Genomic DNA, 24034 nt, shown 5'->3' on the forward strand with positions numbered 1-24034 from the left:
CATGGCACGATTTTTTATCGATCGTCCGGTATTTGCTTGGGTTCTCGCGATTCTAACGATGTTGGCGGGGGTAATGTCATTATTCAATTTACCCGTCTCGCAATACCCAACGATTTCACCGACGACGATCACCATCAGTGCTCGCTATCCAGGTGCATCAGCAAAAACCGTTGAAGACTCGGTAACGCAAGTTATCGAGCAAAACATGACAGGATTAGATTACCTTCGCTACCTATCATCGAGCAGTGATGCATTTGGTAATGCGACAATTACCCTGACGTTTGATAGCGAAGCTGACCCTGATATCGCGCAAGTACAGGTGCAGAACAAACTGCAATTGGCATTGACTTCATTACCGATGGAGGTACAAAACCAAGGTATTGTCGTCAATAAATCCAATACGGCATTTCTCATGGTTGTCGCAGTTTATTCTGAAGATCCTGACTTTACAGAAAACGATATCGGCGACTTTGTTGTAACGAATATTCAAGACCCGATAAGTCGTGTAACTGGCGTAGGACAAGTGCAGGCGTTTGGTGCGCAGTATGCGATGCGAGTTTGGCTGGATCCATTTAAGCTTACGCAATTCAACTTGACCGCGATCGACGTAGCAAATGCAATCAGTGAACAGAACGCGCAAGTTTCTTCAGGTCAACTTGGTGCGGCACCTGCGCAGGAGGGTCAGTTGTTGAATGCTACGATTTCTTCTGCAAGTCGTTTGAGCAGTGTAGAAGAGTTCCAAGACATCATTCTTAAGTCCGACGCCAGTGGTTCGAATGTTTATTTGAAAGATGTAGCTCGCGTTGAGCGTGGTGCAGAAAGTTATGATATTCGAGGCCAATATAATGGCTTCCCAGCATCGGGGTTAGGTATTTCATTAGGTACTGGCGCAAACGCGCTTGAGACAGCCAATGCGGTAAAAGAGCGCTTAGAACAACTGAGTGCAACGTTCCCAGAAGGGTTGCAGATTGCTTACCCATTTGAAACAACACCATTCGTCAAAGCCTCGATTCAAGAAGTGGTTAAAACGCTATTAGAAGCTATTCTTCTTGTGTTCTTAATCATGTACCTGTTCTTGCAGAACTTCCGTGCGACGATCATTCCAACGATCGCAGTGCCTGTCGTATTGCTCGGAACCTTCGCTATTTTGTACGCGACTGGATTTAGCGTAAACACGTTAACCATGTTCGCGATGGTTCTGGCTATCGGTTTGCTGGTGGATGATGCCATCGTTGTGGTGGAAAACGTCGAGCGTGTGATGCATGAAGATGGTTTAGAGCCCAAAGAAGCGACCAAAAAATCGATGGGGCAGATCACTGGTGCCCTGATTGGTGTGGGGTTGACGCTTTCAGCGGTATTCGTCCCTATGGCGTTTATGTCTGGTTCTACCGGGGTTATTTACCGTCAGTTCTCGATAACTATTGTGGCGGCTATGACGCTTTCCGTTTTGGTTGCGATAATTCTGACTCCGGCATTGTGCGCTACGTTGCTGAAAAAAGGCGATGCTGAGCTTCTAGAGAAGAAAGGCTTCTTTGGCTGGTTTAACCGCAAGTTTGATGCGATGACAGCTGGCTATGAAACCGGTGTTGCTAAACTTCTAAAACGCACAGGTCGCATGTTGGTTGTATTTTTGGCAATGAGTGCAGGTGCTGGCTGGTTATTTATGAACCTTCCAACGTCATTTTTGCCAGATGAAGACCAAGGCACAGTATTCTCAATGGCTATTTTGCCGCCTAACTCAACACAAGAACAGACGGAAAAAACACTTGAGAAAATGCGTGACTTTTACCTAGTAGACGAAAAAGACAATGTAAAATCCGTCTTCTCCGTTGCTGGATTTAGTTTCGCAGGCCAAGGCCAAAATATGGGTATGGCATTTATCGGCCTGAAAGATTGGTCTGAGCGTGAAGCGCCAGGCGCCGATGCAGCTTCCATTACTGGTCGAGCGATGGGGTACTTCTCTACTATTAAAGAAGCTTTGGTGTTTGCGTTCGCCCCTCCAGCGATTCAAGAGCTAGGTAACTCGACAGGTTTCGATTTCTATCTCCAAGACTCGTTGAATAAAGGGCACGATGCATTAGTTGCGGCTCAAGGGCAGCTTCTGGGCATGGCAGCACAAAACCCGAAACTTGTTGGTGTTCGTCCAAACGGTCAGGCAGATGCGCCAATGTACAAAGTGAACATTGACCACGTCAAACTTCGTGCTTTGGATGTCAGTATCAATGACGTAAACCAAATCCTGTCAGCTGCATGGGGCGGGGCTTACATTAACGATTATATTGACCGCGGTCGTGTGAAGAAAGTGATGGTGCAAAGTGATGCGGAATACCGCATGCAGCCAAAAGACTTCGATTCATGGTACGTACGCAACGCTAAAGGAGAGATGGTGCCTTTCTCTGCTTTTGCGAGTGGCGAGTGGACCTATGGTTCTCCTCTTTTGCAGCGCTTTGATGGTTTGCCAGCAATGAACATTCAAGGCGGCGCAGCTCCTGGTGTAAGTACTGGTGAAGCCATGGAAGAAATTGAAGCAATGGTAGAAAAGCTACCAGAAGGTTTCACGGTGAACTGGAATGGTATTTCGTATGAAGAGCGCCTTTCCGGAAACCAAGCGCCAATGCTATATGCGCTATCTATCCTCGTCGTATTCTTAGTTCTTGCCGCTTTGTATGAAAGTTGGTCAGTACCTTTCGCCGTGGTGTTAGTTGTTCCTCTTGGTGTGCTTGGTGCTGTGCTTGCGGTAATGACGCGCAGTATGGATAACGATGTGTTCTTCCAGGTGAGCTTATTAACGACGGTCGGCTTGGCAACCAAAAACGCGATTCTGATTGTTGAGTTTGCAAAGGACTACTATGAGAAAGGCGCTGGGCTTATCGAAGCAACCTTACATGCTGTTCGCGTTCGTCTGCGCCCAATTATCATGACATCGCTTGCTTTTGGTTTGGGTGTGGTACCACTTGCCATCAGTTCAGGTGTGGGATCGGCAGGTCAAAACGCAGTAGGTACCGGCGTACTTGGTGGCATGATCAGTGCCACGATATTGGGTATATTCTTCGTCCCAATCTTCTTTGTAGTGGTTGAGCGATTATTTGATCGACGTGCGAGAAAAGAGTCGGAGGAAGAGCTGTCTGAGACCAGCACTAAACCCACTCAGCAAAGCGAGTAGGACTCGGTTGTTTTAACTGAGTTATACTAGTGATAATTAACACGATTAAAGGGCGCTTCGGCGCTCTTTATTTTATGTTTTCACTTGGTGGTTACCGTCTATGACGCGAGCCTGAAAGACGGCGTGTTGTGTGCAGTATCAGCACAGCCTTTTCGACCGAATGGAAGCCTAAAGAAGAAAAACGACGATGAAAGATCAGAAAATTTCTCCAATTTCCGTTTTGGATCAAAGCCCTATGTTTGTCTGCGGTGTGATGCAGCGCATGTACCGCAATCGTGCCCAAGCCGAGCTCTCTCGGCAAAATTTGATGACACTAGAAATGGCAAGTGCACTGGCCGCTTTAGAAGAATTTCAACCTATGAGCCAGCAAGCGTTGGCTGATGCGGTTCGAACTGAGCGAAGTGTAGCAAAGCGGATGGTGGACAATCTGGAAAAGAGAGGGTTTGTTCAAGTTTCTAAAAGTAAATCGAATCAGCGCCTTAAAATGCTAAGCATGACAAAAGAGGGAGCAAATGCTTTAAAGCAAGTTCATCAAATCATGACGAATTTACAGAAAGAGTTTTTTTCTTGTTTGTCGGAATCTGAAGCGAGTGAATTTTTTCGTCTGGTAAGAAAGCTCACTTTTGCGAATCACGACCAGTAACTGACATCAATGCCGTTTAGCGTCTTTATTTTATCGCGGACCAATTATATTAAGTTGTAGAACTTAAGAAATAGGATGCCCAACGTACAGGTCACGATAGAAAGCACCGTAGTGAGTGCGATGATATTTGCAGCTAACGTGGCATTGCCTCCCATGGAACGCGCCATGACATAGCTGGCAGCAGCGACTGGAGAGGCGTTCATAAAGAAAAGAATACCTAGCTCAATTCCTCGAAATCCTACTAAGTAAGCCCCCATGGTGATGATGACCGGTGCTACGATGAGCTTGTAACTGCTCGCAAACCAAGATGGACCTTTCTCTTTTCTCATCAAGCTAAAGTCAAGTGAGCCACCCGTACACAACAGCGCCAAAGGCAATGTCATTTTGGACAAGTAGTCTCCTGCGTCAATAACCACATTCGGTACTGGGATAGCGAGTAAATAAAAAGCCATTCCTAGAACAATGGAGATTATGAGCGGATTCCTAGTCAGTGTTCGGCCCATCATCTTTGCTGCTTGCGAGGCAGACGTTGCCCCCTTGGGCGATAAGCAAATTACCGCTTGGACGTTATAAATAAATGTGGTGACCGCGACATAGAGCGCTGCTAGCGCCACACCTTGAGAACCATACGCATTGGCAACGTAAGCGATACCAATAATACCTGTATTTGCTCGGAACCCACCTTGGATGAGAACGCCTTGGTCAGGCGATGCTTTGAACAGAAGTTTGACGGAAAGGTAGGTGAAAATGAAAAACGAAATACTAGCGATGACGCCGAAATTGACGAATCCACTTGCCGCGGAAAAGTCGTGTTCTGAAGCCACAATGCTGACAAATAACATTGCAGGCAAGGTAACTTGAAACACCAGTTTAGAGCCTACTTCGATAAAATTATCGTTGATTAGACCAAAGCGCTTAAAAAGAACGCCAAGTACCAACATCAAACAGATAGGTCCGGTTATCGACAAAGAGAATTGCAACTGATGTAAAACAGCTTCCATGTAAGTATCCGCAGCAAAAGAAAAAAGTGTTCCTGTTGCCTATTAAGCCACAAACCCGGAGGGTAGGACAGTAACGTGATGAAATTTTCTTCTGTTGTAGGTTCCGGAGTCATTTACACTCCAAGTTATGGACGAGGTCCCAATTTAACAAAGCGGTACTGGTCCTACGTGCGATATGTTGGTTAACTCGTTGTCGTGATGCATCCACATGCGTATTAGATGTGAGGGCTGGTCATCGTAGTTATGGATAGGAGTTCATCAATGAAAAGGAAACACAACAAAACTGTACTGTGTGCGTTTGTCTCTGGTTCGGTATTTGGTGCGGTTTTGGTCATTGCGATGTCTTTACCAATGTAATCCTCTTAATTGGCTGTTGGAACACTCACTCTAATTCAGTACAAAACAGATTGAGTTCTGCGGTATGTGCTGTTAGTTTAAAAAACATGAAAATACACGTTCGCCCTTCATTAACAACCTTCTCTTGGTGGCGCTCTAAATAGAGCGGCGCGGAATGCTTACATTCTTAAGCTGCTGGATGGTAGCTAAGAGTGTTTGATCTTTTTATCTCCAGTAGCGATCTATTAAATACTTGGAGACAAATATGAATAGCCATAAAAATACATCTCAGCGTGAAATTATACTTACCGGAGATCGAGCAACAGGTCCATTACACCTCGGGCACTATATTGGTTCATTGAAACAACGAGTCAAATTGCAAACGGAGCACGAGCAAACGATCTTGGTTGCGGACATGCAAGGGCTGACGGATAACGCGCATAATCCATCAAAGGTATCCTCTAATATTCTCAATGTCGTTGCAGATTATTTGGCTGTTGGTATCAACCCCGCTCAAACTACGATCACGTTGCAGTCTCAAATTCCAGCGTTAGCCGAGTTGACAATGTATTACAGTAATCTTGTCTCTATCGCACGATTAGAGCGAAACCCCACGGTTAAAAATGAGATTCAAAGTAAAGGCTTTGAACGCTCTATTCCCGCAGGCTTTTTAACGTATCCAATTTCTCAAGCTGCTGATATTACGGGGTTTCATGCGACGCTAGTACCAGTGGGTGATGACCAGCTGCCGATGTTGGAGCAAACTAATGAAATCGTAAGAAAAATAAACCACCTGGGTGGAAAAGAGGTTCTTAGGGAATGCCGTCCATTACTTAGTGATGCACCTCGTTTGCCGAGTACTGATGGCAAAAATAAGATGTCTAAAAGCATGGGGAATGCAATCAACCTAGGGGCGTCTGAAAAGGAGATTTCTGCGGCGGTGAAATCTATGTATACCGACCCTAATCACCTGAAAATTGACGACCCTGGCCAAGTCGAAGGGAATATTGTATTTACCTACCTCGATGCTTTTCATCCTGATAAAAATTATGTCGAACAGCTAAAAGACCATTATCGACGAGGTGGATTAGGTGATGGTTTGACCAAGAAAGTGTTAGAAGAATGCTTACAAGAGATGCTTCGCCCTATTCGAGAAAAGCGCGCTATGTATTTGAATGATAAAGCGCAGCTGATTGATATTTTAAAACAAGGTAGTGAGCGTTCTCGCGAGAAAACCGAAAAAGTGCTATTTGATGTGAAAGATGTATTTGGTTTAAATTTGTTCTGAATTAAAAGTAGAGAGTTGAACATAAGGCACGACGGCTGGTTAGCAACGTGCCTTTTTAAGTTCCCAGTCAGTCAAAGCGCATTATTAAGAAGAAAAAAATTCACGACGAAAATCCGCGACTTCTTGTTGGTAATAGCTTTGCCATTCCGGTTCTGACAAATGTAAATGGCTAGAGGCTCTTTGCGTTCTTAGTTTGGACTCAAGTTGCTGTAATGCTTGTTGATAATCTTTGACTTGTTTTTTTTGCTCTGTAATTTGCTGCTGACGAGCATGAATGTTTTTACTTTCTTCTTTCGTTAAGTAAGTTCGTTCTAGCTCTGCGATGAGCGCCAAGCGATCTGGTAGGCATATACTATTAGGAATCAGGGTGACCGCACGCTCATATTTTTCCTGGTCGCTTGTTAGCCCGATAGCACCTGCATGTTCTTGCCAGTCAATGGTGAGTTGCTCGAAAGCTCGCAAAAAGTTATCTGGGCTTTGAGTGTCCAGCTTTTGGGCTTCTAAGTTGAAATCGTACAGCGCGAACTCATCCGCGAAAACAACATCAGCCAATTCTCCCCAGATGCGTCTTGCTTCGTTCTTCAGCTGTGCAATACGCGATGCCAGTGATTGTTGCTCATCAAATAACAAATTTCCTACACTCTCTTGCCATTGGCTGCTGAGCTGAGGGTAGTTCGCCAAAAGCTGGAATCGAGCTAAAGATAAATGCGCCTCAAACAAGGCGATCTGCTCTTCACAACTACGGTTCAACATACACTCATGCCAAAACGTCTCAAGTTCAGCGACAAGTTTCCTGCCTTTGAGTTGAGTTAATCGCTCAGTCGTTATTTGAACTGTGGAAGGGAGCTTAGCTGTTTGTGGTGAAGTATCTGTATCGGGCACGATGCTGCTTGTTTGTGGTGATGTACTGGAGACACTCTGATTTTTTGTCTTAGGGGAAGGAGAGGAAGCGAGCTCTTCTTTTTGAACATCGTGACTGAAAGTTAAAAATATCATGCCCGCCATAATGGCGGACATGATTATCAAAGCGATTTTCTTCATGGTTTGATTGTTGCGCTTACTGGGAAATGGTCAGAAAGGTTATAGTGTTTCCATAAACTCTCTACGGTTGTGCGCGGCACGTCTACACGGTTGTCATTGAATGATTTCACCCCGTATTCACTACTCACCATAACATAGTCAAGGTATTCCACGTTTTCGCCACCTGATAACGCTTCACCTGCGAAGTTATTGATACGGGGATCAAAGGTTGACTCCGTGTAACCAGAGTAGTGAGGCTCTATGGCGCTTAAGTTAGCGATCATTTGTTGGTAGTCACCAGGGAACTTTCTTTTGTTTACGTTAAAGTCGCCGCTGTATACCACAGTTTCGCTCGAAGGAATGTCAAGAGATTGGGCGAGTGCGCGGATTTGTTTGAACTGGCGCTGACGATACTCACGGGCGGTGTCTGTATCGAAAGATGCGGTATGGGTAGCAAACACATGGTAAGCCTGACCTCCTTTAATTATTTCCGCATAATTTACGCCTTTATCGGCAAAGCAGTCTGTACCAGAGCAATCGGGAAAGACATATTGCGCTTCATTCACGATAGGGTAGCGACTAACTATGATTACGCCACCATCATGAATATTAACGCCTTCTTTATCTAACATCTTTGTTTGGTAAGGATATTCCTTGGCTAACTCACGTAAGAATGCTTCACGGCCGCTGGCAAACACCTCTTGCAGCGCCAAAACATCGTAACCTTTTACATGTTGAGGAATCAGTTCGTAACGATCTCCAATGTGCGATGCAATAGCCGTCAACGCCCAGATGTTATAAGTCATCAACTTAAGGTTTTGTTCTTCGCTGTCGACAGACTCCGCTACCTTGCTTGGCGTGATGGTGTAGTAAAGATCATCATATCGAGCGGTACTGTCTGACTTAAATGCCAGTTCGGTTTCTCTCGTACCAAAAGCGTTAGTGTTGGCACGATGAATGTTACGATCATCTTTGAGAGATAACTCGACATCGGCTGCGGATAAGCCGTATTCAATGGTCGAATTGTACCAATGGCCTTCCATTATTTGATTGAGTGTTATGCTTTCACCTTCGGGGCTAGAAACCACCGTTTCAAAACGGTAAGTTTGATTTGATTTCACGCCCTCCCAGCGGTTGAAGCTTAATACAGATTTAGTTTCCCACGGACCAAGTACCTGCACATGTTGTTGCCACTCTTCTCCGTATTGAAGCAAATCACTACCTTCATGTTTTACTTGAATAGTTAACGGTTGATCAGAGTTATTCGTTAGGTAAACGTCGGTATCTGCAATGCTGGGTAACGCTATCAAGCTACTTAATAAAAGGCTCCACTGCGAAAATTTCATCTTATTTTTCCATCATTTGAACTAGAGCAATCATTCTTGTTTATAAATGTTACTTGCACGTTAAATATGGATGACATCTAAGCCAGTGCTGAAAATTGTTATCAGAATGTGATCTTTATTCAATGGTGAGGGTGGAGGCATTGAGTGTGTGGCCGTTGAAGCGGTGGAAAATAATACCAACAGTCAACGAATTGCATTCACTGCAATCAAGCTGTCATCTTTGCTCTATAAGTTGTGCGGCGTCATTCATCTAGCCATATGGCTAGAACTCAAATTGATAGATGGAGCACCATGGCTAGAGCAGTAAATCCAACCGATGAAACCATCATTAAATTGTTGCAAGAGCAAGGTTTGATTAGAAGTGAAGCAGAAGCGCGTTTAAAGAAAGAGGTGTACCGCTTGCAACCTAATGAGATAGCAAAAGTAAAAAATTATGCCCAGCATTTTGGGATAAATGCGAAAGAAAAGCTCATCGATGAGATCTTGGATCTGCGCCGAGAAGCGCTCATGAAAAGATGTAGACACAATACGGAGCATGCGAGCCTATCTCTAAAATAGCATGTGATAAAACTATCAATTACTGGTCAAGATTTGATCTCTCAAGCCGATGTATATAAGAGCGTTCAATGATATCGAGCGCAAAAAACAGTGTGTTTTAGAGGTTAAGCTTTCACTTAAGTGAGAGGTTTGGAAAGGCTGCGGGGAGAAAGTGCATGCGTATTAAAGACTTAAGTGTCGTAAAGAAAATATCGGTTAGTTATTTAACCGTTTTTGCCGTGTTTGGTTTAGTGTCAGTAATGTTGGTGCAAGGTTTGTTAACACTGAATAAAGACATCTCAGTGCTAACAGATAAAAGTTTACCTTCTGTTGCGATTTTGAAAGGTATCCAAGTTGATATTACTAAAGTGCGTAAAGATGAGTTCTCTTTATTGCCAAACGCAAATCACCCCAAAATTGGTGAGTGGTTAAAAGGCCTCGACCAATGGCGTTCTGATGTGCAGGCTGGTATTGCAGAATACGAAAAGCTCGACCTTAATAAGCGTGAAACGCAGTCCTTTAGCGTTTTTAAAGAAACTTGGAATCAATACATCAAAGAAACGAAGACTTACAACGTATTGCTAAGCCAAGGCGATGCTGAAAGTGCAAATGATGTAATTTTATCAAGTTTCGATACCTACTCAAAAGCGTTGAGCAGCTTGGATGATACCCTCGCGTTGAACGATGAGTTGGTGAATTTGATTGGCGAAGAAGTACAAAGTGAAGCGGCATTTACACAATACAGCGCTGCTGTTGGTGCGCTTGTCGTCGCATTGGTCATGGTAATGTCTGCCATGTTGCTTTCTCGAGTCATCTGCGGGCCTGTTGATCGAGCACTGGAATTCGCTTCCAAAATCGCCAAGGGTCAATTGAATAATCAAATCGACGAAAGCGAATTGAGCAAAGACGAGTTAGGAACGCTGCTCAAAGAGCTTGTCGGTATGCAAACAAACTTACATTCGTTGGTTTCTGAGATTAATGACTCAACGATTCAGCTAACGGCAGCAGTAGAGGAAGTGAGTGCTATTTCTTCTCAGACCGCCTCTGGTATGCAAAATCAACAAATTGAACTTAGCTCGGTGGCTTCTGCGATGACAGAGATGCAAGCTGCTGTAAGTGAAGTGGCACAAAATACCGAAGTTGGCGCAACCTCTGCTTATTCGGCTGCGGAAGTGGCAAAGCAAGGAACGGCGACGTTACAACAAACTATCGCAGTAATTGAGCGTGTATCACATACGATCCAAGAATCAGATGAACTGGCACGTGAGCTTGAATCGAGCTCAAACAATATCAATGTGGTCGTCGATGTGATCCGCGGGATTGCCGAGCAAACAAACTTGTTAGCACTGAACGCCGCAATTGAAGCCGCTCGGGCTGGTGAACAAGGACGTGGGTTTGCTGTTGTGGCAGATGAGGTTCGTTCTCTGGCGCAACGCACTCAAGAATCCACTTCACAAATTGTGGAAATTGTTAATCAGCTACAAGAGAGCAGCAGTAAAATAGGGCATTCAAGCCGTGATTGTCAGGAGGGTATTTCTCAGTGTGTTGAGCAAGTTAATGACGCTGATAGCCAGATAAAAGAAATTGAACATTCTGTCGATAACATAGCGCAAATGAGCACACAAATCGCAACGGCGTGCAGTGAGCAGAATTCTGTATCCGAAGAGCTGAATCGCAGTGTGGAGCATATTAATAGTGCTTCAACAGAGATGGCTGAGGGAGCTTCACAAACGGCTGTGGCTTGTCAGCAGATTAGTAGCCTAGCGCACAACTTGAAAACTCGAATGGGTTCATTCCAGCTCTAGTTGTTGTGTTTCAGCTTTATTCCTAACCTCATTGCTACAATAAATAAGCCGGACGAAATGTCCGGCTTATTTATTCTCTGTCTATATAAGTTCAGAGTATGCTCAACCTTGGGAGAATATGCTCGCTAGGCTGGAATACCACTGTGAAACTTAAAATCTGTATCTGGCGTAGAAATTAAATCTGCCTCTGTACGTCCAAAGTAGGCGATGCGCTCGCTGATATCTTTGCCTGCGATTTGCTCCGCTAATACAAGATAATCCTGGTAATGGCGTGCTTCTGAACGTAATAAAGAAATGTAGAACTTTGCGATATCGTCATCCATATGTGGTGCTAGTTTGGCAAAACGCTCACAAGATCGGGCTTCGATGTACGCACCAATGATGAGTTTATCGATCAGCGTTTCTGGCTCATGAGTCTTCATATGCGAAATCAGTCCTTTAGCATAGCGACTTGCTGGAATATTTTTATACTCAATTCCACGACTTTCCATGATCTCTAAAACTTGATAAAAGTGGTGTAACTCCTCTTTTATCAAAAGCACCATCTTATCGATCAAATCTTGGCTGTATGGTGAGTCGGACTTAGCCATGATTGACTTAGAAATATTGCTCTTGCCTTTTAAAGTTTCCAATGAGCCTACGTTACGGTAAGCAAAATCTTCGTAGGGCTTAAACCAGTCAAGTAGAGCATGTGAACTGGATTGGTCAACGGCATACTTACGAATTAAAAACATGGCAGATTGGCCAGCTTTTAGTTCGCACAGTAGGTGGTCTAACAAAATGGTTTGAAGGTTCTCTGGTTTCTTTGCTTCCTCTACCCATTCATCAGGTGTACTGCATTGCAGAAATTGGTTAATGGGAGCAAGAAGATCTTGATAGGCGTCTAGATTCATCATTTTAGTTTTAGTACTTCACATTTTTATTGGGCATATCCGTTGTCTTGCGGGTAGAAAAAAGGCTGCAATTGCAGCCTTTCTTGACCTGAAGTGAATGTTACCACTTTTTCTTCTCGCCGAAGAGTGCTTCCATGTCATTGTCACGCTCTTTGTCAGCAATCTGCTGCATTTCAGCATCGCTTTTATCTTGGCGCTTTTTATCTAAGTCACCCAACATCTCTTCAAGCTTTTGTTTCGCTTGAATAGAATAAGGATCGCTCTTAGTGCTCAAAGCATCGATACCTTTACGCAGCAGTTGAAGCGCGGTGCCTGGTTGGCCACGAGCGATAGAGTCGTTTGCTCTTTTGATGACATTTTCAATGTTGATGCGAATTTGCATCGTTTCCAAGCGCGCATTTTCAGTGACGTAAGTCTGGGTATCCAATCGACCTTTGTTGTGCTCGTTACGGATAGTGTCGCGAAGTCGTTTAACCAGCTTAAGCATGACGATAGCTTGTTTATCACTACTCGGCATCTTGAAAGTGGTACTCTCGCCTGTAGGGCCATTCTCTTTTAGCTGCGTAATCTGCTGCTTCATATTTTCGATACGTTGAGCAAGTTGCTTGTTCTTCGGATCCAGCTCATGCATGCTCTCTAGCGCGTCAAGAATACGATTGTTTAGACACAGCAACAGCTCTTTACTAAAAGGGATATGGTGCGCATGACCAATCAACTCTTCAGTACCATCTATCAAGGCTACATATCGCGCTGATTCCTGCCTTTTTGCGGTTTCAACTTTAACCTTATATTGCAACATAATGTTATAGCCTAGGATTAACACCAGTAGGATGGCTACCAAAGCGATTATTAAACCAATATTCATATCTTTGCGTCTGCTTTACTTTTCTGCGGCTAGCGTTAAAGAATACATGAATCTTATCTTACTCGGCACCTTATTTGTTTGATTATTTTGTCTCTCCCACGTTTTAGTTACTGATAGAAGTCACATCATAGAACTTCAGTCATTTATTGGCTCAACTTTGTGCATATTGTTTCTTGCTTGAAGATTATTAGTATGTGATTGAGGTATAAGTTAGAAATTGCTGTTCATTTCGATTTGAACGCGTTATAACTAATTATTATATCGCTCGCTTGAGTGGCCAATAAACTCTCTCATGAATAAGTAAGGGATTACGATGAAACTGCAGCAGCTGAAGTATATTGTTGAGGTTGTAAACCATAATCTGAATGTATCTGCAACGGCGGAAAGCTTATATACCTCTCAGCCAGGTATTAGTAAACAGGTTCGGTTGCTGGAAGATGAGTTAGGTATTCAGATTTTTGAACGTAGCGGTAAGCACTTAACGCAAGTGACGCCAGCTGGAGAAGAAATTGTACGTATCTCTCAAGAAATTCTCGCTCGTGTAGAAAGTATCAAAGCGGTGGCTGGAGAGCACACCCATCCAGAAATGGGGACGCTGAATATCACCACGACACATACGCAGGCTCGTTATGCACTGCCAGATGTCATCAAAGGTTTTACTTCTCGTTATCCAAAAGTGTCGTTACACATGCACCAAGGTACACCGTCACAAATGTCTGAGGCGATAGCTAAAGGCACTGCGAATTTTGCGATTGCGACAGAAGCTCTTCACTTATATCAAGATGCCATCATGCTGCCTTGTTATCACTGGAATCGTTCAATAGTTGTGCCTAAAGACCACCCACTAGCGAAGAAAGACAAAGTAACGATCAGTGATCTTGCCGCTTACCCATTAGTCACTTACGTGTTCGGTTTTACTGGTCGTTCAGAGCTGGATACAGCATTCAACCGCGAAGGTTTAACCCCGCGAGTGGTGTTCACGGCAACTGATGCAGACGTCATTAAAACTTACGTTCGTATGGGTATTGGTGTGGGTGTGATTGCAAGCATGGCTGTGGATGAAGAGCAGGACGGTGACTTGGTTGCAATAGATGCGAGCCATTTGTTTGGCGCGAGCACCACGAGCATCGGCTTCCGCCGTGGTACATTCTTACGCTCTTACATGTTCGATTTTATGGAGCGTTTTGCACCGCACTTAACGCGTCCAGTGGTTGAGCAGGCGATTTCGTTGAAGTCTAATGCAGAAATCGAAGAGATGTTTAAAGACATCGAGCTTCCGGTGAGATAACACTTCATTGATGTTTCGATTCCCTCTACAATGCGCTCGTTGTAGGGGGAGCTATGAAAACGCAATTTCAGTTTATTAATGACTGCTTAATCGAAAACCAATCTTTGTGGCGATTCGAGCCTTTTAAAAGCAGCATTCACACATCATTACCTTGGCAGGAGCAACATCCTCGACTGTGCCAATGGCTAGCGTCTCTTACTCCCTCTCAAATCGAAGAATACAAAGCAGCACCAGAACTCGCGTTAAAAGCACTTAGTCCGTTTTTGCCTGAGCTTGAACAACTCGCAAAACTGACTCATTTAGAGCTTTTGTCGTTAAACGGCTTGGAACTCGCTCGTGGTTTAGATAACGGTATTCCGGGACGTAAGTTGGAGCAAATTAGCTCGATGGGTGAAGCTGCAATTCAACAACACTGTGGCGAAGAATGGCTAGAATGGTGCTCAGGTAAAGGTTACTTGGGGCGAATCCTGACCACGCAAACCGATCAGCCTGTAACCAGCTTTGAATACCAACAAGCACTGTGCGATTCGGGACAACAAGCAGCCAATGAACATCATTGGAAGATGACGTTTATTCAAGGCGACGCGTTTGATAGCAAAGCGAAAGCCGTGTTTAAGCCAACGCAACACGCAGTAGCACTGCATGCATGCGGTGACCTTCACGTTCGTCTAATGCAGTACGGCAGTGAAAATGGGATTGCTGCGATGACCATATCACCTTGTTGTTACCACTTGATTCAGTCGGAACAATACCAGCCGATGTCGGAATCGGGCAGGGCTTCTTCTCTCTCATTGTCTAAGCAAGAACTGCGTATCCCATTACAACAAACGGTGACGGGAGGAGAGCGCGTGCGTCGTCATCGTCAGCAGGAAATGATGTTTCGTCTTGGGTTTGATTTGATCACGCGACAAGCTTTGGGAATGGCAGAGTATCAGCCTGTGCCGAGTATCCGTAAGTCGCAATTAAGTGATGGTTTTGAATCGTTCTGTCGCTGGGCAGCGGAGCAAAAAGGCATTGTTCTTCCTCAAGAAATCGATTTCTCTCATTTTGAAAAGTTAAGCGAACAACGCTTCTGGCAAATGGAGAGAATGAGCTTAGTGCAACTTGTTTTTCAACGTCCGTTGGAGATCTGGCTCGCATTAGATAAAGTGCTTTATCTTGAAGAACGTGGTTACCGTGTTAGATTGTCAGAGTTTTGCTCTAAATCGGTCACACCTAGAAATATTTTAATTTGTGCATATAAGATTTAGTTATTCTTTATAGCCAAACGCTCTATATGAAAAAGCCCACTTATGAGTGGGCTTTTGTAAACAAAACGTGACAAGTTATGTTTTATTTTGTCATTAATTAAACATAGCGATAGCTTGAGTTGGTTCAACGTATTCCAAGTCAAAGCTTTCTGCTACTTCTTTACACGTTACTTTTCCGTGAATAACGTTTAGACCTTCAAGGAAGCCTTTATCTTCTAGAAGTGCTTCGCGGTAGCCTTTATTTGCTAACTTCACGATGTATGGAAGTGTAGCGTTGTTGAGTGCAAATGTTGAAGTGCGAGCAACTGCGCCAGGCATATTTGCTACACAGTAGTGAACCACTTCATCAACGATGTAAGTTGGATCTGCGTGAGTTGTCGCGTGCGAAGTTTCGAAACAACCGCCTTGGTCAATTGCCACGTCAACCACTGCCGCACCAGGCTTCATCTTAGCAATGTGCTCTTTAGTGACCAGTTTAGGTGCTGCTGCGCCAGGAATTAGAACGGCACCGATAACAAGGTCCGCTTCTAGAACATGCTTCTCGATAGCGTCTTCAGTAGAATAAACCACTTTTGCGCGACCTTGGAATTCTTCGTCAAGCTTACGAAGTGTGTCTACGTTACGGTCTAGAATGGTGACGTCAGCGCGAAGGCCAACCGCCATACGAGCAGCGTTTGCACCAACAACGCCACCACCAACGATAACGACTTTTGCAGGTTCAACACCAGGTACGCCGCCTAGGAGCAGACCACGACCGCCGTGCGATTTTTCCAACGTTTGCGCGCCAGCTTGGATAGACATCCGACCTGCCACTTCTGACATTGGTGCTAACAGTGGCAAACGACCCATATTATCTGTTACAGTCTCATAGGCTATACAGACAGCTTTGCTCTTGATTAGCTCATCAGTTTGTGGAAAATCTGGTGCTAGGTGTAAATAAGTAAATAAAATTTGCCCTTCGCGGAGCATTGCTCTCTCTACTGCTTGGGGTTCTTTTACTTTTACAATCATGTCTGCTTGCGCAAATACGTCAGCAGCATGAGGGAGAATGGATGCGCCGACAGCGATGTAATCATCGTCTGAAAAACCAATGCCGGCACCTGCATTGGTCTCAACTAAAACTTGGTGACCATGTGAGATGAGTTCTCTCACGCTAGCTGGGATCATACCAACACGATATTCGTGATTCTTGATTTCCTTAGGTACGCCAATGATCATCCTGTATCCTCTTTCTATAATGGTTGTATTAACTGTTAGTAGGGTGTTATTGTCGAATTAATAACTAGTATAGTTATAGATTTGTAAAATTTGGCACCAAATATTAAAAAGTTGTAGTATATTTTTTTGCAAGGAAGTAATAAGGTGGAATAAAAAATGGCAGACAACTATAAAAAGCCGTCCAAGGAACTAGACCGTATCGACCGCAACATTCTTAATGAGCTGCAGAAAGACGGTCGTATTTCAAACGTTGAGCTTTCAAAACGTGTGGGACTTTCTCCAACGCCATGTTTGGAGCGTGTGCGTCGCTTAGAGCGTCAGGGTTATATCACAGGGTATACTGCATTATTGAATCCGCAGTTCCTGGATGCATCACTATTAGTATTCGTTGAGATTACGCTAAACCGTGGTGCGCCGGATGTGTTTGAGCAGTTTAACTCAGCTGTTCAAAAGCTAGACGACATACAAGAGTGTCATCTTGTTTCAGGTGACTTTGACTATCTTCTTAAAACCCGTGTATCAGATATGGGTGCTTACCGCCGACTATTGGGCGATACGTTACTACGTCTACCTGGCGTAAATGACACTCGCACATACGTTGTTATGGAAGAAGTGAAACAATCTAACCAGCTTGTGATCAAAACTCGTTAAGTTCTTGCAAAGAAAGCGGTATATGCTTCCGCTTTCGCCAGAGAGTAATTGGGTTTTTCTCCTTGATATGGTTAAATCAATTTACCGAGCGGCTTGATGCCGCTCGGAATGTTTTGCAATTTCCTATTTCATTTCCATATTCAAGTTGATTTATGTTCAAAGAGAACGCAAAGAAAGTCGAAACCATTATCAAAACCAGTGAAGAGCCCCAGTCTTCACGCTTAAATGGCTTCCAACGCTTAAAAGAGTGCTGCTTTATCGTTGGCGTTCTTAGCTCGGTATTGCTTGCGGTTGCACTATTTACCTTCAGTCCGGCCGATCCTTCTTGGTCCCAAACCGCATGGGGAGGGGATATCGATAATGCTGGTGGCCTTTTCGGCGCTTGGCTAGCCGATACTCTATTCTTCACATTTGGCTCTCTCGCTTACCCAACCCCTTTCTTGCTAGCGGCGGCTGCATGGGTGATTTGCCGTAAACGAGGAGAAGATGAGCCAATTGATTTCATGCTATGGGGTACAAGGCTGCTCGGTCTTGTCGTCCTTATTATGACCAGTTGCGGTCTTGCCGATATTAATTTTGATGACATTTGGTATTTTTCATCCGGAGGTGTGGTCGGGGATGTGTTGTCTAGCCTCGCTTTACCTACATTGAATGTACTCGGTACCACATTGGTACTGCTGTTCTTGTGGGGAGCGGGCTTTACGCTCTTCACTGGCATCTCATGGCTTAACATCGTGGAATGGCTTGGTGATCGTGCATTAGCACTAATTGCCGCGCTTGCAAATAAGGCAAGAGGTTCAGAGCAGGAAGTTTTAGAACCTCAGCTTGATGAGTTTGTAGAAGATAAAGTCTCTACGCCTAAACATAATGTAGACCATGAAATTGATGATGAGCCGCTTCCTCATTTAACGGCATACGACGTCGATGAACCGAAAGAATCGGCGCCAACGCATGAGTATCCTATTTATATGCCGCAAGCTAAACCTGATAAGCCTACGGAACAGGCGATGGTAGAACCGACGCCACCACAACGCAAGGCTACGGTTAATGCTGCGCCAGTTTATGCTGAACCTGAGCCTCAAACACAACCTATCCATACGGTTAACACTGATAACGTTGATCCGCTCTTGGAACGCACCAAGCAACTGAATGTTACGATAGAAGAGCTTGAAGCAGCGGCGCAACAAGCAGATGACTGGGGAACTGAAGAACAGGCAGCCCCATCATTTGCAGACACTTACTCTTCCTATGTAGAGCCACATACAGCTACAGAAGAACCGATCAGTGTTGAACCAGATTATGCGGAGTACGAACAATTTGAAGCAGAGCAAGTACAGCAGCCAAGTATTGAGCATCCTGTACATGAAGAGCCTGCAATTGATTCTGCTGTATTAGATAGCATCACGGCTCAAACAGAGTCGAGCCAACATATTGAGCCTACGATCTCTGACTTTGATGTGTTAGATGATGAAGACGAAGTGGAGTCTCAGCCTGCACAGCAAGTACAGCCAACAACGCCTCATCAGCAAGCAGCAACACCTTCAACAACATTTGAACCTGCACCTCAAAAAGTGGAAGTAGAAGAGGTCCAAGACAACGACCAAGACGTTACCGCATTCCAAGATATGGTTTCCAATGCGCAAGCCAAAGTCGCTGCAACACAGAACCCATTTTTGGTACAGAAAGAAGAAAACTTGCCAGTTCCGGAAGAGCCACTCCCAACGCTCGAGTTGCTTTATCATCCAGAAAAACGTGAAAACTTTATCGACCGTGATGCGCTAGAGCAGGTCGCTCGATTGGTAGAGAGCAAACTCGCTGACTACAAAATCAAAGCCGATGTGGTTGGTATTTATCCTGGTCCAGTGATCACTCGTTTTGAGCTTGATTTGGCGCCGGGGGTGAAAGTAAGTCGTATTTCTGGTCTTTCAACTGACTTAGCGCGTGCATTGTCTGCGATGGCGGTACGTGTTGTGGAAGTAATCCCTGGCAAGCCTTACATCGGTTTGGAACTGCCAAACATGAGTCGTCAGACGGTCTATTTATCTGATGTCATCAGTAGCCCTCAGTTTGAGCAAGCAACGTCACCAACAACGGTTGTGTTAGGTCAAGACATTGCGGGCGAAGCTGTGGTGGCAGATCTTGCGAAGATGCCACACGTGCTAGTAGCAGGTACAACAGGTTCTGGTAAGTCGGTAGGTGTGAACGTGATGATTTTGAGCATGCTGTATAAAGCAGGCCCAGAAGATGTACGCTTCATCATGATTGACCCGAAAATGCTAGAGCTTTCTATTTATGAAGGTATCCCTCATCTTCTTTCTGAAGTTGTGACTGATATGAAAGACGCATCAAATGCTCTACGTTGGTGTGTGGGCGAGATGGAACGTCGTTACAAATTGATGTCGGCATTAGGTGTACGTAATGTGAAGGGCTTCAACGAAAAATTGAAGATGGCAGCAGAAGCGGGCCACCCAATCCATGACCCGTTCTGGCAAGAAGGCGACAGTATGGATACTGAACCGCCATTGCTAGAAAAGCTGCCTTACATCGTCGTTGTTGTTGACGAATTTGCTGACCTAATGATGGTGGTAGGTAAGAAAGTTGAAGAACTGATTGCTCGCTTGGCGCAAAAAGCGCGTGCGGCAGGTATTCACTTAATTCTTGCGACTCAGCGTCCATCGGTTGATGTTATTACCGGTCTAATTAAAGCGAACATTCCGACTCGTGTTGCGTTTACGGTATCGACTAAAACGGACTCTCGTACAATCCTAGATCAAGGCGGCGCAGAATCACTACTTGGTATGGGTGATATGTTGTATCTACCGCCGGGGTCAAGTCATACAACTCGTGTTCACGGTGCATTTGCATCAGATGATGATGTTCATGCTGTTGTAAACAACTGGAAAGCGCGTGGTAAACCGAACTACATTGAAGAGATCATCAGTGGAGATCAAACTCCAGAAAGTCTATTGCCAGGTGAGCAAATGGAAGCGGATGAAGATGTAGACCCGCTCTTCGATCAAGTTGTTGAGCACGTGGTTCAATCACGTCGAGGTTCGGTTTCCGGTGTTCAGCGCCGATTTAAGATAGGTTACAACCGTGCCGCCCGTATTGTAGAGCAGCTTGAAGCGCAGGGCATCGTAAGTGCTCCGGGTCATAACGGTAACCGCGAAGTACTGGCACCCGCGCCACCAAAAGATTAATGAACTTGTGTTACTCACCTCAGTCCAACTGAGGTGAGTGGTTCTAATAATAGGTATCTGAATGAAAAAACTATTTTCAGCGAAACTTTTCTCTGCGCTTGTTTTAAGCTTTTCCCTCTTCTCTACTGCGCACGCAGCGTCTCCTAAAGATGAATTAAACAAACGCCTTTCTATGAATGATGGCTTTAGTGCGGATTTCTCTCAGCAGGTTATCAGCCCTGAAGGCGAAACGGTGATGGAAGGAGAAGGTACGGTTGAAATTGCCCGCCCAAGCCTGTTCCGTTGGAGTACAACATTCCCTGATGAGAACCTATTGGTCTCTGACGGTAAGACATTGTGGTACTACAGCCCATTCATCGAGCAAGTGAGCATCTACTGGCAAGAGCAAGCAACAGAGCAAACGCCATTTGTTTTGCTAACGCGTAACCGAGCAAGTGATTGGAATAACTACAAAATATCTCAAAAAGGTGACCAGTTCACTCTCATTCCTACTGCAGTAGACTCCACACAAGGTCAATTCCAGATTAATATTGATGCCAAAGGTGTGGTGAAAGGCTTCAATGTGGTTGAGCAAGACGGCCAAAAAGGTTTGTTCACCTTTAACAACGTGAAGCTGGGTAAACCAAAAGCAGACAGATTCACATTCACAATTCCAAAAGGTGTGGAAGTGGATGACCAAAGGAATTAATTGGTAGTGAGTAATTACACATTAGATTTCTCGGGGGACGAAGATTTTCGTCCCCTTGCTGCTCGTATGAGACCGGAAACGATCGAACAATACATCGGACAGCAGCACATTTTAGGCCCCGGTAAGCCACTGCGCCGTGCGCTAGAGGCGGGTCACATTCACTCTATGATCCTTTGGGGACCACCAGGCACAGGCAAAACGACATTAGCGGAAGTGGCTGCAAACTATGCCAATGCTGAAGTAGAGCGTGTGTCTGCGGTAACGTCTGGTGTGAAAGAAATCCGTGCTGCAATCGAGAAAGCACGTGAGAACAAAATGGCGGGCCGCCGCACCATCTTATTTGTGGATGAGGTGCATCGCTTCAACAAATCTCAACAAGACGCGTTTTTACCGCATATCGAAGATGGCACGGTTACCTTTATTGGTGCGACGACAGAAAACCCATCGTTTGAGTTAAACAACGCATTGCTGTCACGTGCACGTGTCTACAAGCTGACGTCTCTTGATAGAGATGAAATCTCATTGGCGCTGAACCAAGCGATCAGCGATAAAGAACGTGGCTTGGGCAATACACCTGCACACTTCGCTGATAACGTATTAGACCGCCTAGCAGAACTGGTAAACGGTGATGCTCGCATGTCTCTCAATTATCTTGAGCTGCTCTACGACATGGCAGAAGACAATGCGCAAGGTGAAAAAGAGATCACGCTTAAGTTGCTGGCTGAAGTGGCAGGGGAGAAAGTCTCTCGCTTCGATAACAAAGGTGATATCTGGTACGACTTAATCTCTGCGGTCCACAAATCCATTCGTGGTTCTAACCCAGATGCGGCGCTTTACTGGGCTGCACGTATGATTGCAGCGGGATGTGATCCTCTTTATATTGCCCGTCGATTACTTGCGATCGCTTCTGAAGATGTAGGTAATGCTGACCCTCGCGCAATGCAAGTGGCACTGTCTGCTTGGGATTGCTTTACCCGAGTTGGTCCAGCAGAAGGTGAACGTGCGATTGCACAGGCGATCGTGTACTTAGCGTGTGCGCCGAAAAGTAATGCTGTTTACGTGGCATGGAAACAAGCGCTCACAGACGCTCATAACTTACCTGAATATGAAGTGCCGCATCACCTTCGAAATGCACCAACCAGTTTGATGAAAGACATGGGTTACGGTGCAGAGTATCGTTATGCTCACGATGAGCCTGGCGCTTACGCTGCGGGTGAGCAATATTTGCCACCTGAAATGGGCGATCGTAGGTACTATCAGCCGACAAATCGTGGTCTAGAGACCAAAATCGGCGAAAAGTTAGATTACTTGGCTACTTTAGACGCAAATAGCCCACAAAAGCGCTATGAAAAGTAGGCGTTTTTGGATACATTTGTTCAGTAAATTTTTTTAACGCGTACGCTTGGAAAGTGCGCGTGATTTCACAACAAAAAGCATAGGATTAACAATGCTGGATTCTAAATTACTTCGTACAGAGCTGGATGAAACAGCTGCTAAACTGGCGCGTCGTGGCTTTAAGCTAGACGTAGATACTATTCGTAAACTTGAAGAACAACGTAAGTCCATTCAAGTAGAAGTAGAAAATTTACAATCCACGCGTAACTCCATCTCCAAGCAAATCGGCCAAAAAATGGCGGCTGGCGACAAAGAAGGCGCAGAAGAGATCAAGAAACAAATCGGTACTCTAGGTAGCGATCTTGATGCGAAGAAAGTTGAACTTGAGCAAGTAATGGCTCAACTAGACGAATTCACGCTTTCTGTACCAAACATCCCAGCAGATGAAGTGCCAGATGGCAAAGATGAAAACGACAACGTTGAAATCTCTCGTTGGGGTGAGCCAAAGTCTTACGACTTCGAACTGAAAGATCACGTTGACCTAGGCGAAATGGGTGACGGTCTAGACTTCGCAAGTGCTGTTAAGATCACTGGCGCACGTTTCATCGTGATGAAAGGCCAATTCGCTCGCCTACACCGTGCAATCGCTCAGTTCATGCTAGATCTTCACACTGAAGAGCACGGCTACACGGAAATGTATGTACCTTACCTAGTAAACTCTGACAGCCTATTCGGTACTGGTCAGCTTCCTAAGTTTGGTAAAGATCTTTTCCACACTGAGCCGCTAGTAGAAAAAGTAAACGACGAAGAGCCACGTAAACTGTCTCTAATCCCTACTGCAGAAGTGCCTGTAACGAACCTAGTTCGTGACACGATTTCTGACGAAGCGGATCTACCAATAAAGATGACAGCTCACACGCCATGTTTCCGTTCAGAAGCGGGTTCTTACGGTCGTGACACTCGTGGTCTGATTCGTATGCACCAGTTCGACAAAGTTGAGCTAGTACAAATCACTAAGCCAGAAGATTCAATGAACGCACTAGAAGAGCTAACAGGTCACGCTGAGAAAGTTCTACAACTTCTTGAGCTTCCTTACCGTAAAGTGGTTCTATGTACAGGTGACATGGGCTTCGGCGCTCGTAAGACTTACGACCTAGAAGTTTGGGTTCCTGCTCAAGAAACTTACCGTGAAATCTCTTCATGTTCTAACATGTGGGACTTCCAAGCTCGTCGTATGCAAGCGCGTTTCCGTCGTAAAGGCGAGAAGAAACCTGAGCTTGTACACACGCTAAACGGTTCTGGTCTAGCTGTAGGTCGTACAATGGTTGCTATCCTAGAAAACAACCAAGAAGCAGACGGCCGCATTGCAATCCCTACAGTACTTCAGAAGTACATGGCGGGCGCAACGCACATCGGTTAATTCATTAACCACTAGAACACCAAAACCCAGCCTTAGTGCTGGGTTTTTTGTTATCTGCGTCGAGTGAAAATTGATTATTACTAGGCT

The 24034-nt window shown here is 44.9% G+C and carries 18 protein-coding genes; 12 read left to right on the forward strand and 6 right to left on the reverse strand.

The features are described 5' to 3' along the window. Position 1: 1 nt before the first annotated feature. Together R7Z49_RS05275 and R7Z49_RS05280 are read left to right on the forward strand one after the other, a co-directional pair. On the forward strand, positions 2–3163 hold the full coding sequence (locus R7Z49_RS05275) for an efflux RND transporter permease subunit (protein WP_206949121.1): 3162 nt from the start codon (positions 2–4) through the stop codon (positions 3161–3163). Between the two features lie 187 nt (positions 3164–3350). Further along, positions 3351–3806: a MarR family winged helix-turn-helix transcriptional regulator gene (locus R7Z49_RS05280; protein ID WP_017635039.1), complete on the forward strand. Its 456-nt coding sequence runs from the start codon at positions 3351–3353 to the stop codon at positions 3804–3806. 44 nt (positions 3807–3850) lie between these two features. Here R7Z49_RS05280 and R7Z49_RS05285 read toward each other — a convergent pair whose 3' ends face one another. Then, positions 3851–4807, reverse strand: coding sequence for an AEC family transporter (locus tag R7Z49_RS05285; RefSeq protein WP_318111425.1), 957 nt, complete (start codon positions 4805–4807; stop codon positions 3851–3853). A gap of 601 nt (positions 4808–5408) precedes the next feature. Between R7Z49_RS05285 and trpS the strand changes: the two genes are divergently transcribed. Continuing rightward, positions 5409–6431: a tryptophan--tRNA ligase gene (trpS, locus tag R7Z49_RS05290; RefSeq protein ID WP_206949120.1), complete on the forward strand. Its 1023-nt coding sequence runs from the start codon at positions 5409–5411 to the stop codon at positions 6429–6431. 84 nt (positions 6432–6515) lie between these two features. Here trpS and R7Z49_RS05295 read toward each other — a convergent pair whose 3' ends face one another. Continuing rightward, positions 6516–7472, reverse strand: a complete 957-nt coding sequence (locus R7Z49_RS05295; protein WP_206949119.1) for an ATP-dependent dsDNA exonuclease — start codon at positions 7470–7472, stop codon at positions 6516–6518. Continuing rightward, positions 7469–8797, reverse strand: coding sequence for a sphingomyelin phosphodiesterase (locus tag R7Z49_RS05300; RefSeq protein WP_206949118.1), 1329 nt, complete (start codon positions 8795–8797; stop codon positions 7469–7471). Before R7Z49_RS05300 ends, R7Z49_RS05295 begins: the two co-directional genes overlap by 4 nt. Positions 8798–9088: 291 nt before the next feature. Between R7Z49_RS05300 and R7Z49_RS05305 the strand changes: the two genes are divergently transcribed. Next, positions 9089–9355: a hypothetical protein gene (locus R7Z49_RS05305; protein ID WP_017634954.1), complete on the forward strand. Its 267-nt coding sequence runs from the start codon at positions 9089–9091 to the stop codon at positions 9353–9355. Between the two features lie 155 nt (positions 9356–9510). Further along, complete coding sequence (locus R7Z49_RS05310; protein ID WP_206949117.1) at positions 9511–11139, forward strand: methyl-accepting chemotaxis protein; 1629 nt, start codon at positions 9511–9513, stop codon at positions 11137–11139. A gap of 125 nt (positions 11140–11264) precedes the next feature. On the opposite strand, the gene miaE is transcribed toward R7Z49_RS05310, so the two are convergent. Next, positions 11265–12035, reverse strand: a complete 771-nt coding sequence (gene miaE / locus R7Z49_RS05315; RefSeq protein ID WP_206949116.1) for a tRNA isopentenyl-2-thiomethyl-A-37 hydroxylase MiaE — start codon at positions 12033–12035, stop codon at positions 11265–11267. A 97-nt stretch (positions 12036–12132) separates the two neighbouring features. Beyond that, on the reverse strand, positions 12133–12897 hold the full coding sequence (locus tag R7Z49_RS05320; RefSeq protein ID WP_005378247.1) for a hypothetical protein: 765 nt from the start codon (positions 12895–12897) through the stop codon (positions 12133–12135). Positions 12898–13210: 313 nt separating this feature from the next. On the opposite strand from R7Z49_RS05320, the gene cysB reads away from it, so the two are divergent. Both cysB and R7Z49_RS05330 read left to right on the forward strand, forming a co-directional pair. Beyond that, positions 13211–14185 (forward strand): HTH-type transcriptional regulator CysB, encoded by a 975-nt coding sequence (gene cysB, locus R7Z49_RS05325; RefSeq protein ID WP_005388967.1) that lies wholly within the window; start codon positions 13211–13213, stop codon positions 14183–14185. A 53-nt stretch (positions 14186–14238) separates the two neighbouring features. Then, positions 14239–15435 carry a methyltransferase gene (locus R7Z49_RS05330; RefSeq protein WP_318111428.1) on the forward strand — a complete coding sequence of 399 codons (1197 nt, stop codon included), beginning with the start codon at positions 14239–14241 and terminating at the stop codon, positions 15433–15435. A gap of 93 nt (positions 15436–15528) precedes the next feature. Here the strand turns inward: R7Z49_RS05330 and ald are convergent, their stop codons facing one another. Then, positions 15529–16653, reverse strand: a complete 1125-nt coding sequence (ald, locus tag R7Z49_RS05335) for an alanine dehydrogenase (RefSeq protein ID WP_005378241.1) — start codon at positions 16651–16653, stop codon at positions 15529–15531. A gap of 156 nt (positions 16654–16809) precedes the next feature. Between ald and lrp the strand changes: the two genes are divergently transcribed. The 5 genes from lrp to serS all read left to right on the forward strand — a co-directional run bounded on the left by lrp (position 16810) and on the right by serS (position 23947). Then, positions 16810–17304, forward strand: coding sequence for a leucine-responsive transcriptional regulator Lrp (gene lrp, locus R7Z49_RS05340; RefSeq protein WP_005378234.1), 495 nt, complete (start codon positions 16810–16812; stop codon positions 17302–17304). A 152-nt stretch (positions 17305–17456) separates the two neighbouring features. After that, positions 17457–20504: a DNA translocase FtsK 4TM domain-containing protein gene (locus R7Z49_RS05345; RefSeq protein ID WP_318111429.1), complete on the forward strand. Its 3048-nt coding sequence runs from the start codon at positions 17457–17459 to the stop codon at positions 20502–20504. A gap of 61 nt (positions 20505–20565) precedes the next feature. Beyond that, positions 20566–21192 (forward strand): outer membrane lipoprotein chaperone LolA, encoded by a 627-nt coding sequence (lolA, locus tag R7Z49_RS05350; RefSeq protein ID WP_005388103.1) that lies wholly within the window; start codon positions 20566–20568, stop codon positions 21190–21192. Then, positions 21193–22548, forward strand: coding sequence for a replication-associated recombination protein A (locus R7Z49_RS05355; protein WP_242531641.1), 1356 nt, complete (start codon positions 21193–21195; stop codon positions 22546–22548). A 91-nt stretch (positions 22549–22639) separates the two neighbouring features. Beyond that, positions 22640–23947 (forward strand): serine--tRNA ligase, encoded by a 1308-nt coding sequence (serS, locus tag R7Z49_RS05360; RefSeq protein ID WP_005437179.1) that lies wholly within the window; start codon positions 22640–22642, stop codon positions 23945–23947. Positions 23948–24034: the final 87 nt, after the last annotated feature.

Source organism: Vibrio sp. 1562, assembly GCF_033340155.1.
Taxonomy (GTDB): domain Bacteria; phylum Pseudomonadota; class Gammaproteobacteria; order Enterobacterales; family Vibrionaceae; genus Vibrio; species Vibrio alginolyticus.